The organism is Streptomyces lunaelactis (assembly GCF_003054555.1).
GTDB lineage: Bacteria > Actinomycetota > Actinomycetes > Streptomycetales > Streptomycetaceae > Streptomyces > Streptomyces lunaelactis.
In genome coordinates, this window is record NZ_CP026304.1 from 7,130,593 (window position 1) to 7,143,830 (window position 13,238).

The 13,238-nt window shown below is 68.4% G+C and carries 12 protein-coding genes; 5 read left to right on the top strand and 7 right to left on the bottom strand.

Annotation, left to right across the window (positions count from 1 at the left end):
- Positions 1-42 precede the first annotated feature (42 nt).
- The 5 genes from SLUN_RS32565 (at position 43) to SLUN_RS32585 (ending at position 5,055) form a co-directional block, all read left to right on the top strand.
- On the top strand, positions 43-849 hold the full coding sequence (locus tag SLUN_RS32565) for an ABC transporter ATP-binding protein (RefSeq protein ID WP_108153513.1): 807 nt from the start codon (positions 43-45) through the stop codon (positions 847-849).
- A gap of 118 nt (positions 850-967) precedes the next feature.
- Positions 968-1,765 (top strand): ABC transporter ATP-binding protein, encoded by a 798-nt coding sequence (locus tag SLUN_RS32570; RefSeq protein ID WP_108153514.1) that lies wholly within the window; start codon positions 968-970, stop codon positions 1,763-1,765.
- Positions 1,762-2,652, top strand: coding sequence for a branched-chain amino acid ABC transporter permease (locus SLUN_RS32575; RefSeq protein WP_108153515.1), 891 nt, complete (start codon positions 1,762-1,764; stop codon positions 2,650-2,652). Before SLUN_RS32570 ends, SLUN_RS32575 begins: the two co-directional genes overlap by 4 nt.
- A gap of 82 nt (positions 2,653-2,734) precedes the next feature.
- Complete coding sequence (locus SLUN_RS32580) at positions 2,735-3,805, top strand: branched-chain amino acid ABC transporter permease (protein ID WP_108155066.1); 1,071 nt, start codon at positions 2,735-2,737, stop codon at positions 3,803-3,805.
- Positions 3,806-3,813: 8 nt separating this feature from the next.
- Entirely contained in the window at positions 3,814-5,055 is a 1,242-nt protein-coding gene (locus SLUN_RS32585) for an ABC transporter substrate-binding protein (protein ID WP_371413926.1), read from the top strand.
- A 109-nt stretch (positions 5,056-5,164) separates the two neighbouring features.
- Here SLUN_RS32585 and pssA read toward each other — a convergent pair whose 3' ends face one another.
- The 7 genes from pssA to ccrA all read right to left on the bottom strand — a co-directional run bounded on the left by pssA (position 5,165) and on the right by ccrA (position 12,893).
- Entirely contained in the window at positions 5,165-6,013 is an 849-nt protein-coding gene (gene pssA / locus SLUN_RS32590; protein WP_108153517.1) for a CDP-diacylglycerol--serine O-phosphatidyltransferase, read from the bottom strand.
- The gene (locus tag SLUN_RS32595; RefSeq protein WP_108153518.1) at positions 6,006-6,653 is read right to left on the bottom strand and encodes a phosphatidylserine decarboxylase; all 648 of its coding nucleotides are present in this window, start codon (positions 6,651-6,653) and stop codon (positions 6,006-6,008) included. Before SLUN_RS32595 ends, pssA begins: the two co-directional genes overlap by 8 nt.
- A 169-nt stretch (positions 6,654-6,822) precedes the next feature.
- The gene (locus tag SLUN_RS32600) at positions 6,823-8,028 is read right to left on the bottom strand and encodes an acyl-CoA dehydrogenase family protein (protein ID WP_108153519.1); all 1,206 of its coding nucleotides are present in this window, start codon (positions 8,026-8,028) and stop codon (positions 6,823-6,825) included.
- 2 nt (positions 8,029-8,030) lie between these two features.
- Entirely contained in the window at positions 8,031-8,558 is a 528-nt protein-coding gene (locus tag SLUN_RS32605) for a MaoC family dehydratase (RefSeq protein ID WP_108153520.1), read from the bottom strand.
- Between the two features lie 3 nt (positions 8,559-8,561).
- Positions 8,562-9,536: an HpcH/HpaI aldolase/citrate lyase family protein gene (locus tag SLUN_RS32610; protein ID WP_108153521.1), complete on the bottom strand. Its 975-nt coding sequence runs from the start codon at positions 9,534-9,536 to the stop codon at positions 8,562-8,564.
- A complete protein-coding gene (locus SLUN_RS32615) occupies positions 9,533-11,545 on the bottom strand; it encodes an ethylmalonyl-CoA mutase (RefSeq protein WP_108153522.1) in 2,013 nt (670 codons plus the stop codon). Before SLUN_RS32615 ends, SLUN_RS32610 begins: the two co-directional genes overlap by 4 nt.
- Positions 11,546-11,555: 10 nt before the next feature.
- On the bottom strand, positions 11,556-12,893 hold the full coding sequence (gene ccrA, locus SLUN_RS32620) for a crotonyl-CoA carboxylase/reductase (protein ID WP_108153523.1): 1,338 nt from the start codon (positions 12,891-12,893) through the stop codon (positions 11,556-11,558).
- Positions 12,894-13,238: the final 345 nt, after the last annotated feature.

Consider the following 13,238-nt stretch of genomic DNA (forward strand, 5'->3'; position numbering starts at 1 on the left):
CACAGGGCAAGCCGGAGAGGGCAAGCCGGAGAAGGAGGGACCATGGCCGTCGCCTCGCTCGAAGTGCGCGCGCTGTCCGTCGGCTACGGGCCGGTGCGGGCGCTGCGTGAGGTCTCCGTCGACGTACCCGACGGCGCGATCGTCGCCGTCCTCGGCGGCAACGGCGCCGGCAAGTCAACACTGCTCCGCGCCATTTCGCGCACGCTCGCCTTCCAGCGCGGCCACGCCACGTCCGGCTCCATCCGCTTCGAGGGCCGCCCGATCGACGGGCTCAGCCCAGCGCGGGTGGTGGCCGCCGGAGTGGTCCAAGTCCCCGAAGGGCGGCAGGTGTTCGCGCGGATGACGGTGGCCGACAATCTGCGGGCGGGTGCGCTGGGGGCGCGCGGCGGCCGGGGGGAGACCGCGGCGGCGCTCGCCCGCGTACACGAACTGTTCCCCGTCCTGGCGGACCGTGCCCGCCAGCGGGCGGGGCTGCTGTCGGGCGGCGAGCAGCAAATGCTTGCGCTGGGGCGGGCGTTGATGGCCCGGCCGAGGCTGCTGCTGCTCGACGAGCCGTCGCTGGGCCTGGCGCCGCTGATGGCGGCACGGATCGCCGAGACGGTTCAGGAGATCAACGCGAGCGGCACGTCGGTGCTCCTGGTGGAGCAGAACGCGGCGATCGCGCTCCGGCTGGCCTCGACGGCCTACGTCCTGGAGGTCGGCGAGGTCGCCCTCGAAGGACCGGCGGAACGGCTGGCCGCGTCGGACGAGGTGCGGCGCCGGTATCTGGGGGTGGTCGACGAGGACGCCGCGCAGGACGCGGTACGCGCGGAGGCGGCGGCGCCGGTGCTGAGCAGGTGGTCGGCATGACGGGTACGGGCGCCCGAACCTCGCGCCTCAATCGCCGGCGGGGCTCTTGTCGGGGCTCCGCCCCGGACTCCGCGCCTCAAACGCCGGCGAGGCCGAGTCTCCCGCTGGGGAGGACCCCATGACACCCACCCCACAACCGGACGTCCCGGCGACGCTCCACCTCAACACCCTCACCGTCCGCTTCGCCGGGCTCACCGCCCTCGATGCCGTTTCCCTCACCGTCGAGCCCGGCAGCGTCCACGCCCTCATCGGCCCCAACGGCGCCGGCAAGTCCACCTGTTTCAACGTCCTTTCCGGTGTCTACCGCGCCACCTCCGGCAGCGTCCGCTTCGGTGCCGCCGAACTCACCGGACTGCCCCCGCACCGCATCGCCGCCCTCGGCATCGCCCGCACCTTCCAGAACCTCGCACTCCCGCCCCACGCCACGGTCGCCGACAGCCTGCTGCTCGGCCGCCACCGGCTCACCCGCGCCGGGTTCCTCGCCGCCGGGCTCCGGCTGCCGTCCGCCGCCCGCGAGGCGCGCCAACACCACGACCGTGTACGGGAGATCGCCGAGTTCGTCGGTCTCGGCGACGACCTGGAGAGACCCGCCGGAGCCCTCCCGTACGGAAAACAGAAGCTCGTCGAACTCGGCCGCGCCCTGTGCATGGAGCCGAGGCTGCTGCTCCTCGACGAGCCCGTCGCCGGCATGACCGCCGACGAGCGGCGCCAGACCGCCGCCGTCATCGCGGGCGTACGCGACGGCCTCGGCATATCCATCGTGCTGGTCGAACATGACATGGGGGTGGTGATGCGGCTCGCGGACGCCGTGACCGTACTCGACTTCGGGCGCCGGATCGCGGGCGGCACACCCGCCCAGGTGCAGAGCGACCCCGCCGTCGTCCAGGCCTACCTCGGAACGGGGGCACCGGCATGACGACCTTCACCGAACTCCTTCTCGGCGGGCTCTCCATCGGCTCCGTCTACGCCCTGATCGCCCTCGGCTTCGTCGTCATCTTCAAAGCCACCGAGGTCGTCAACTTCGCCCACGCCTCCCTGCTCCTCGCCGGTGGCTACATCACCGCGGTCCTCCACGACGACATCGGCTTCTGGGCGGCTCTCGCCGTAGGCATCGCGGGCGCCGCCCTCGTCGGCGCGGCCGTCGAGTTCCTTGTCATGCGCCGCTACCGGGGCTCCGACCACAGCGTTCTCGCCATCGTCACCATCGGCGTCGACATCCTTCTCACCACCGAACTCACCCGCCGTATCGGCACCGACGTCCTCGCGCTCGGCGACCCCTGGGGCGACCGGGTCGTGACCATCGGCGACATCACCATCGCGCAGACCCGTATCGCCGCCTTCGTCGCCGCCGCCCTCCTCATCACCGCGTTCCTGCTCGCGTTCCGCTTCACCATGTGGGGCGTGGCGATGCGCGCGGCGGCCGAGAATCCGCAGACCGCCGCCCTGATGGGGGTCCGCCTGGGCCGGGTCTCGCTCGCCGCGTGGGCGGTCGCGGGCGCGCTCGCCGCCGTCGCCGCGCTGTTCCTCACCGTCTTCCCGACCCCCGGACTCGAACGAGCCACCTCTCTCGCCGCGCTCAAGGCCTTCCCAGCCGCGATCCTCGGCGGACTCGACTCCACCACCGGAGCCCTGGCCGGCGGCCTGATCGTCGGGGTGACGGAGTCGTTCGCCACCGGCTACCAGAGCGAACTGTCCTTCCTGGGGCGGGGGATCGGCGACCTCGCGCCGTATCTCGTGATGCTGCTGGTCCTGCTGATCCGGCCCGCCGGGCTCTTCGGCACGAAGGAGCCCGCCCGTGTCTGAGACCGTGCCCGAGCCCGAGAGCGTGCCCGAGAGCTTGTCCGACAGCCCGTCCAAAGGAGCCTCCGCCGTCGTCTCCGGCCCCGTGTCCGGCCGCGCGTCCGAGACCCTCAAGAACCCCAAGGCGTACGCCTGGATCCTCGGCAGCCTGCTGCTCCTCGCGCTCCCCTTCTATCTCGACCGCTTCTGGCTGCAGGCCGGACTCTTCGCCATGGCCGCCGCGATCGGCGCCATCGGCATCAACCTCCTCACCGGCGCGACCGGCCAGCTCTCCATGGGGCACGCCTTCTTCCTCGCCGTCGGCGCGTACGGCTACTGCGTCCTCGCGGGCGGCAACGACGTAGAGAACGGTCACCGTCTCACCGGTCTCGGCCTGCCGACCTGGCTCGCCGCCGTCCTCGCCGTACTGCTCGCGGGCGCGGCGGGCGGCCTGTTCAGCCCCATCGCGAGCCGGCTGCGCGGCGCGTACCTCGGCATCGCCACCCTCGCCCTGATCTTCATCGGCCAGCATGTGCTCTTCAACGCCCGTGATCTGACCGGGGGGTTCAACGGCCGCGCCGTCCCGCCGCTCTCCCTCTTCGGCTTCGACTTCGACGACACCGAGGTCGTCATCGCCGCCGTCCCCTTCCAGTCCGCGGAGAAGCTCTGGTACGCGGCGCTGCTCGCCCTCCTCGCGGGCGGCCTGTTCGCCCGCGGAGTCCTGCGCGGCCGCCCCGGACGCGCCATGAACGCCGTGCGCGACCACCGCATCGCCGCCGGCGTGATGGGCGTGCCGGTCGCCCGCTACCGGGCCGCCGTCTTCGTCCTCTCCTCGATGTACGCGGGCCTGGCCGGCGTCCTGCTCGCGCTGGTCTTCCAGCGCACCGTCCCCGAGTACTTCGGCATGATCCTGTCCCTCGAATTCCTCGCCATGATCGTGATCGGCGGCCTCGGTACGGTCGCGGGCGCGGTCGTCGGCGCGGTCTTCGTCTCCCTGCTGCCGCAAGTCCTCACCCACTACAGCGACAGCCTCCCGCTGGTCTCCGCCCCGGGTACGGGCGGAGTCTCGCCGGGCGAGGCGTCCCGCTATCTGTACGGCGCCGCGGTCGTCGCGGTGGTGCTGTTCCTGCCCGGCGGACTCACCCGCCCGACAGTGTCCCGACGGGAGAAGACATGAAGCCGAAGATGTACGTGGCGGTGCTGGCCGTACTGGCGCTCACCGTCGTCGGATGCAGCGAGAAGGCCACCAACGGCGACGGCGGCGGGAAGGACGCCGGGGGAGTGAAGACCGGCGACGGCGTCACCGCCAAAACGATCACCCTCGGCGTGCTCACCGACATGACCGGTGTCTACGCCTCACTCGGCAAGAGCGTCACCCAGGCCCAGCAGCTGTGGGCGAAGCAGACCAACGCGTCCGGCGGCATCTGCGGCCGGACCGTCGAACTGACCATCCGCGACCACGGCTACGACCCGCAGAAGGCCGTCGCCGCCTACACCGAGCTCGAACCGAAGGTGCTCGGCTTCGCCCAGTTCATCGGCTCACCCTTCGTCGCCGCCGTCAAACAGCGCATCGACGGCCAGGACAAGGGACTCGTGCTGCCCCAGGCCTGGTCGGCCAGTCTGCTCGGCAGTCCGTACGTACGGGTCGTGGGCGCGACGTACGACATCGAGACCATCAACGCGGTCGACTACCTCCTCACCCAGAAGCGCATCGCCAAGGGCGACAAGATCGGCCATGTCTACTTCGAGGGCGACTACGGCGAGAACGCACTCACCGGCTCCAAGTACGCGGCCGGACAGGCCGGGCTGACCGTCGTCGAACAGAAGATCAAGCCCACCGACAACGACATGTCGGCCCAGGTCGCGGCGCTCAAGAAGGCAGGCGTCAAAGCGGTGGTGATCAGCGCGGGACCGCGCCAGGCGGCCTCGCTGGTCGGCGTCGCGGCGGCGGGCGGCTTCAACGTCCCGGTCATCGGCAACAACTCCGCCTTCGCGCCGCAACTGCTGGCGACCCCGGCGGGCCCCGCGCTGATGAAGGACTACTACGTCGCCGCCTCCACCCTCCCCATCGGCGCCCCGGACGCGGGCCCGGCCAAGCTCGCCAAGGAGTACGCGGCCGCCTACCCCAAGGACGGCCTCGACAACGGCGTGGTCGCCGGCTACACCGCCGCCGGCGTCTACGGCGAGGTGCTGAAGAAAGCCTGCGCGGACAAGGACCTGACCCGGGAGGGCATCGACAAGGCGCTGCTGACCCTGTCGTCGTACGACAGCGGCTTCGGCATCACGCACGACTTCTCCGACCCCGCTGTCCCCTCGACCCGGCAGAGCCTGATCATGAAGCCGGACAACAAGGTCCCGGGCGGTCTGAAGGTGGTCCAGCCGGCGACCGTGGCGAAGGCGGCGGAGTCGTACAAGGCCGCAAACTAAGCCCTCCGGCGTTTGAGGAGCGGGGGTTCCGGGGGCGGAGAAGCCGCCGGACATGACGAGGGCCCGGATGCGGATCGCACCCGGGCCCTCACCTTGCGTAGCCACTGCGTCAGGGCTGAGCCGCCCTGGCCTCGCGGTTCTCACGGCGGTTGTCGCGGAACGTGTTCACGCGCCGCGCCGTCGCGAACAGCGGGATCGTCGCCGCCATCACGATCTGCAGCGCGCAGCCCATCTGGAGGAGCACCTGACCGCCCGGGGCGTCGAATGCCCAGGCCGCCAGCATCCCCATCGCGGCCACGATCCAGCCGAGCATCGCCACCGCGAGGACACCCCGCGGCTTGGGGTACTCGACCCGGCTCACCATCAGCCATGCCGTACCGATGATCGCGAGCAGCGTCGGGATGAACGGCAGCTCGAGCAGCACGATCGAGACGACCGTGAGCGCACCGAAGGGGCTCGGCATGCCCTGGAACATGCCGTCCTTCAGGGTCACGCACGAGAATCTGGCAAGCCGCAGCACCACCGCCAGCAGCACCACGATCGCGGCCACCGCCGAGACCTTCTGCTGGGCGTCGTCCGCCACCATTCCGTACACGAGTACGAAGTAGGCGGGGGCAAGGCCGAAGCTGATCAGGTCGGAGAGGTTGTCCAGCTCCGCACCCATCGGCGAGCTGCGCAGCTTGCGCGCCACGAGCCCGTCGCAGAGATCGAAGATCGCGGCCAGCAGCATCAGGATGACGGCGGTCGCCGCGCTGTTGCGCGCCATGCCGCTCTCGTTGCTGCCGGTGAGGTGCGGGATCAGGATTCCGGTGGTGGTGAAGTACACCGCCATGAAGCCGCACGTGGCGTTACCGAGCGTAAGGGTGTCCGCTATCGACAGCCGCAGAGAGAGGGGCATCTCTTCCGCGTCGTCTTCGGCCTCGGCGACCCAGCCGGCCTGTGTGTCGGGATCAATCACGGTCAATTCGAGTCACCCCCGCGGTCGTGGTCTGACCGACCTCGACGGCGACGTCGACACCTTCCGGAAGGTAGATGTCAACGCGCGATCCGAAGCGGATCAGACCAATGCGCTCGCCCTGCTCGACCTTGGTCCCCTGCGGCAGATACGGCACGATGCGCCGCGCGACGGCGCCCGCGATCTGCACCATCTCGATGTCCCCGAGCTCAGTCTCGAAGTGCCAGACAACGCGCTCGTTGTTCTCGCTCTCCTTGTTGAACGCCGGGACGAAACCGCCGGGGATGTGCTCGACCGAGGTCACCGTGCCCGCGAGGGGAGCGCGGTTGACGTGGACGTTCAGCGGGCTCATGAAGATCGCGACGCGAGTGCGTCCGTCCTTCCACGGCATGATGCTCTGCACCACACCGTCGGCGGGCGAGATGACCCGGCCCTGGGCGATCTCGCGCTCGGGGTCGCGGAAGAACCACAGCATGCCCGCCGCCAGTGCGGTGGTGGGCACAGCGATGGCCGCGGCGCGCCGGGAGCGGCGCGAGCGGGCCAGGCTGAGTACTGCGGTTGCGACGGTCGGCAGAAGCCACGGCGATGCTCCGCGCGCAAGGCGGACGCGGCCGCGTGGTGCAGAGGTTTGGCTGTGGGGCATGGATGACCTTCGTAGCGGATGATGCCGCGCTGGCAACGGGGGACGGCGGCTTTCGGGCGATGTTATCGGTTGCGAGCCGCAACTGGGAAAGCCAGAAGCCGAGTCGGCGGCCGGAAGACGATAACAGGGTGTGATCTTCTTCGCGGCCATACCGACTCAAGTACGACAATCACCCCTGGAATCGGTACTCCTCGAGCAGTCGACGACCAATGATCATTTTCTGGATCTCGGCGGTACCTTCGCCGATCAGCAGCATCGGCGCCTCGCGGTAGAGGCGCTCGATCTCGTACTCCTTGGAGAAGCCGTAACCGCCGTGGATGCGGAAGGCGTCCTCGACGACTTCCTTGCAGTATTCGGATGCGAGGTACTTCGCCATCCCTGCCTCCAGGTCGTTTCGTTCCCCGGAGTCCTTTTTGCGTGCCGCGTTAACCATCATCGCATGAGCGGCCTCGACCTTGGTAGCCATCTCGGCCAGCTTGAACTGAATCGCCTGGTGCTGAGCGATCGCCTTGCCGAAAGTGTGACGCTGCTGGGCATACGAGACGCCCAGCTCGAATGCACGCTGCGCGACGCCACAGCCACGTGCCGCGACATTGACGCGGCCGACTTCGACGCCGTCCATCATTTGGTAAAACCCTCGGCCGGTGGTGCCGCCGAGTACCCGATTGGCCGGAATGCGCAGTCCGTCCATGATGAGTTCGGTGGTGTCGACACCCTTGTAACCCATCTTGTCGATCTTCCCGGGGATGGTGAGTCCGGGGCGGACCTCTCCGAAGCCGGGTTCCTTCTCGACCAGGAAGGTCGTCATCGACTTGTGGGGGGCCGTGCCCTCCGGGTGTCCTTCGTCACTCCGGCACAGAACGGCGACCAGATTGGACGTTCCGCCGTTCGTCAGCCACATCTTCTGGCCGTTCAGGACGTACTCGTCGCCGTCCTTGACGCCCTTGGAGGTGATCGCGGACACATCGGAGCCGAGCGCCGGCTCGGACATCGAGAACGCGCCACGCGTCTCGCCCAGCGCCATCCGCGGCAGGAAGGTGTCCTTCTGCTCCTGCGTGCCGTGCTGCTTGAGCATGTACGCCACGATGAAGTGCGTGTTGATGATGCCCGAGACGGACATCCAGCCACGGGCGATCTCCTCGACGCACAGCGCGTAGGTGAGAAGCGACTCGCCCAGGCCGCCGTACTCCTCCGGGATCATCAGCCCGAACAGGCCGAGCTCCTTGAGGCCTTCGACGATCTGCGTCGGGTACTCGTCGCGGTGCTCCAGCCCGGTGGCGACAGGGATGATCTCCTTGTCGACGAAATCCCGGACGGTGGCCAGGATTTCCTGCTGGACGTCGGTCAGACCGGGGGTCTGGGCGAGTCGGCTCATGGCTACTTCTCCTGGCCCTTCTTGGGAATGTCCCGCAGCTCCGGGCGGCCGGGCTGCTCGCCGCCGCGCTCCTTGATGTACGTCTCGGTCGGGACCATCACCTTGCGCCGGAACACACAGACGAGGGTGCCGTCCTGCTTGTAGCCCTTGGTCTCGACGTAGACGATCCCGCGGTCGCTCTTGGACTTTGACGGAGTCTTGTCCAGGACCGTCGTCTCGCCGTAGATCGTGTCGCCGTGGAAGGTCGGCGCGACATGCTTCAGCGACTCGACCTCCAGATTGGCGATCGCCTTCCCGGAGACGTCCGGGACGGACATTCCGAGCAGCAGCGAGTAGATGTAGTTGCCGACGACGACGTTCTTCCCGAAATCGGTCGTCTTCTCCGCATAGTTGCTGTCCATGTGGAGGGGGTGGTGGTTCATGGTGAGCAGACAGAAGAGGTGGTCGTCGTACTCCGTGACCGTCTTTCCGGGCCAGTGCTTGTAGACCGCGCCGACCTCGAACTCTTCGTAGGTGCGTCCGAACTGCATCGCTTACGCCTCCGGCACTTCGAACTTGGACGTGCGCTGCATGCCGGCTGCCCGGCCCTTGCCCGAGATGACCAGCGCCATCTTGCGGCTGGCCTCGTCGATCATCTCGTCGCCGAGCATCGCCGAGCCCTTCTTGCCGCCCGCCTCGGACGTGTAGTAGTCGTACGCGTCCAGGATCAGCTCGGCGTGGTCGAAGTCGTCCTGCGAGGGCGAGAAGATCTCGTTGGCGGACGCGACCTGGTCCGGGTGCAGCACCCACTTGCCGTCGAAGCCGAGGGCGGCGGCGCGCTGGGCGACCTCCCGGTAGCCCTCGCTGTTACGGATCTGAAGGTAGGGGCCGTCGATCGCCTGGAGGTTGTGCATACGGGCGGCCATCAGGATGCGCATCAGGATGTAGTGGTACGCGTCCGCCGGGTAGCCGGGCGGCTGCTCGCCCACGACCAGCGACTTCATGTTGATGGAGGCCATGAAGTCCGCCGGGCCGAAGATGATGGTCTCGACGCGCGGCGAGGCGGCCGCGATCTCGTCGACGTTCACCAGGCCCTTCGCGTTCTCGATCTGCGCCTCGATGCCGATCTTGCCGACTTCGAAGCCCATCGTCTTCTCGATCTGCGTCAGCAGCAGGTCTAGGGCGATGACCTGCTGGGCGTCCTGCACCTTCGGCAGCATGATGCAGTCGAGGTTCTGCCCCGCGCCCTCGACGACCGTGACGACGTCGCGGTACGTCCACTGGGTCGTCCAGTCGTTGACCCGTACGACCCTGGTCTTGCCCGTCCAGTCGCCCTCGTTGAGGAACTTGACGATGGTGTGCCGGGCCTCGGGCTTGGCGAGCGGCGCGCAGGCGTCCTCCAGGTCCAGGAAGACCTGGTCGGCCGGGAGGCCCTGGGCCTTCTCCAGGAACCGCGGGTTGCTGCCCGGTACGGCCAGGCAGGAGCGTCGCGGACGCAGACGGTTCACGGGGGCGGCAGGGGCAGTCATGCGGGGACCTCCAGAGGGTCGAGCTTGTTCGCTTTCCGGATCTCGTCGACGATACGGCCGATGATCTCCGTGATACCGAAGTCCTTAGGGGTGAACACGGCGGCCACGCCCGCCGCTCTGAGATCGGCCGCGTCGGCGTTGGGGATGATCCCGCCGACGATCACCGGAAGGTCGGACGCGCCGGCCTCGCGCAGCCGCTCCAGCACATCGGGCACCAGCTCGGCGTGCGAGCCGGACAGGATCGACAGACCCACGCAGTGGACGTCCTCCGCGAGCGCGGCGTTCACGATCTGCTCGGGCGTGAGCCGGATGCCCTGGTAGACCACCTCGAAGCCCGCGTCACGGGCGCGTACGGAGATCTGCTCGGCGCCGTTGGAGTGCCCGTCCAGACCGGGCTTGCCGACCAGCAGACGCAGCCGTCCGGCGCCCAGCTCGTCGGCCGTACGGGACACCTTCTCCCGTACGAGAGCGAGCGGCGTGCCCTTCTCGGCGGTGACCGCGACGGGCGCGCTGGACACGCCCGTCGGCGCGCGGAACTCGCCGAACACATCGCGCAGCGCCCATGACCACTCGCCGGTGGTGACACCCGCGCGGGCGCACTCGACGGTGACGGCCATCAGGTTGGTGTCGCCCGCGGCGGCCTTCTTCAGCGCGGCCAGCGCCTCGGTCGCGCGGGCCTCGTCGCGGTTGTCGCGCCACTCGTGGAGCTTCGCGACGACACGCGCCTCGTTCGCCGGGTCGACCGTCATGATCGCCTCGTCCAGGTCCGCGGTGAGCGGGTTGGGTTCGGTGGTCTCGAAGATGTTGACGCCGATTATCTTCTCGTCGCCCGACTCGATCCGGGCCCGGCGCTCGGCGTGTGAGGAGACCAGCTGCGACTTGAGGTAGCCGGACTCGACGGCAGCCATCGCGCCGCCCATCTCCTGGATCCGGGCGATCTCGGCGAGGCACTCGGTGACCAGGGACTCCACCTTGGCCTCGATGACGTGCGAGCCCTCGAAGATGTCCTCGTACTCCAGCAGGTCGCTCTCGTGCGCCAGCACCTGCTGGATACGGAGTGACCACTGCTGGTCCCAGGGGCGGGGGAGGCCCAACGCCTCGTTCCACGCCGGGAGTTGTACGGCCCGGGCGCGCGCGTCCTTGGAGAGCGTGACGGCCAGCATCTCGAGGACGATGCGCTGGACGTTGTTCTCCGGCTGCGCCTCGGTCAGCCCGAGGGAGTTGACCTGGACGCCGTAGCGGAAGCGGCGCTGCTTGTCGTTCTCGATGCCGTAGCGCTCACGCGTGACCTGGTCCCAGATGCGCGAGAAGGCGCGCATCTTGCACATCTCCTCGATGAAACGGACGCCCGCGTTCACGAAGAAGGAGATACGGGCGACGACATCACCCTTGCGGTCCTCCGGGACCTGGCCGGACGCGAACACCGCGTCGAGCACGGCGATCGCGGTGGACATCGCGTACGAGATCTCCTGGACCGGCGTGGCCCCGGCCTCCTGCAGGTGGTAGCTGCAGATGTTGATCGGGTTCCACTTCGGGATGTGGTTCACCGTGTAGGTGATCATGTCCGTCGTCAGGCGCAGCGACGGACCCGGCGGGAAGACATGCGTCCCGCGCGAGAGGTACTCCTTGACGATGTCGTTCTGGGTGGTGCCCTGGAGCTTGGTGATGTCCGCGCCCTGCTCCTCGGCGACCACCTGGTACATCGCCAGCAGCCACATGGCGGTGGCGTTGATGGTCATCGAGGTGTTCATCTGCTCCAGCGGGATGTCCTGGAACAGCCGCCGCATGTCGCCCAGATGCGAGACGGGGACCCCGACCCGGCCGACCTCGCCGCGGGCGAGGATGTGGTCGGGGTCGTAGCCGGTCTGCGTCGGCAGATCGAAGGCGACCGAGAGGCCGGTCTGGCCCTTGGCGAGGTTGCGCCGGTAGAGCTCGTTGGACGCTTCGGCGGTCGAGTGACCGGCGTACGTCCGCATGAGCCAGGGCCGGTCCTTGTGACGCTCAGTCATCTGTGAAACCTCAGACATTCCTGAAGCGGTTGATGGCGTCGATGTGCTTCTCGCGGAGCTCCTCGTCGCGCACACCCAGTCCCTCGCGCGGGGCGAGGGTCAGCACGCCGACCTTGCCCTGGTGGAGGTTGCGGTGCACGTCGTACGCGGCCTGGCCGGTGTCGTCGAGCGAGTAGACCTTCGACAGGGTCGGGTGGATCTTGCCCTTGGCGACCAGCCGGTTGGCCTCCCACGCCTCGCGGTAGTTGGCGAAGTGCGAGCCCACGATCTTCTTCAGCGACATCCACAGGTAGCGGTTGTCGTACTCGTGGTTGTAGCCCGACGTCGAGGCGCAGGTGACGATCGTGCCGCCCTTGCGGGTCACGTACACGCTCGCGCCGAAGGTCTCGCGGCCCGGGTGCTCGAAGACGATGTCCACGTCCTCGCCGCCGGTCAGCTCACGGATGCGCTTGCCGAGGCGCTTCCACTCCCGCGGGTCCTGGTTGTGCTCGTCCTTCCAGAACTTGTAGTCCTCGGCGTTGCGGTCGATGATCGCCTCGGCGCCCATCGCGCGGCAGATGTCCGCCTTCTGCGGGCTGGAGACCACACAGATCGGGTTGGCGCCGCCGGCCAGCGCGAACTGGGTGGCGTACGAGCCGAGTCCGCCGCTCGCACCCCAGATCAGGACGTTGTCGCCCTGCTTCATTCCCGCGCCGTTGCGCGAGACGAGCTGGCGGTACGCGGTGGAGTTGACCAGACCCGGCGCCGCCGCCTCTTCCCAGCTCAGGTGCTGGGGCTTGGGCATCAGCTGGTTGGACTTGACGAGCGCGATCTCGGCCAGACCGCCGAAGTTGGTCTCGAAGCCCCAGATGCGCTGCTCGGGGTCGAGCATCGTGTCGTTGTGGCCGTCCGAGCTCTCCAGCTCGACCGACAGGCAGTGCGCGACGACCTCGTCGCCCGGCTTCCAGGCGTTCACGCCGGGGCCGGTGCGCAGCACGACGCCCGAGAGGTCGGAGCCGATGACGTGGTACGGCAGGTCGTGGCGCTTGGTGAGCTCGGAGAGCTTTCCGTACCGCTCGAGGAAGCCGAAGGTGGCCATCGGCTCGAATATCGAGGTCCAGACGGAGTTGTAGTTCACCGAGCTGGCCATGACCGCCACCAGCGCCTCGCCGGGACCGAGCTCGGGCACCGGCACGTCCTCGATGTGGAGGGACTTGCGGGGGTCCTTCTCCCTGGTCTCGAGGCCGGCGAACATCTCGACCTCGTCCTTGTGCACGGTCACCGCGCGGTAGGACTCGGGGATGGACAGGGCGGCGTAGTCGGCGGGTGTGCTGTCCGTCGACTGGATTGCGTCCAGGATTTCCTTCACGGGGTGCCTCCGGCGAAGCGCGTCTGAGAGAACGCTGAGGGGAACGTCGGGGTTCTGCTGCTGTGGAGGTGTGCCGTCGGTTCGGCGGGTGGTACTGCTGGCAGCGCCGGTGGGCGCGGGAGGTTGCCTGTGACGCAGGCGTCCGGGCCACAAACCCCGATCACTTCGGGTTGCTGGGACAGCCGGCGTACGAATGGTCTCTGCACGCCGGCCGCCCGGACAACATCAACGTATGGCACCGCGTGCCAGCTGACAAGACACTGCGTGCCAACAATTTCTCTCAGTTGTCATCTCCGCGGCACGTACGAGCAACAACGGCCGCCCCGGGTGGGGGCGGCCGTTACC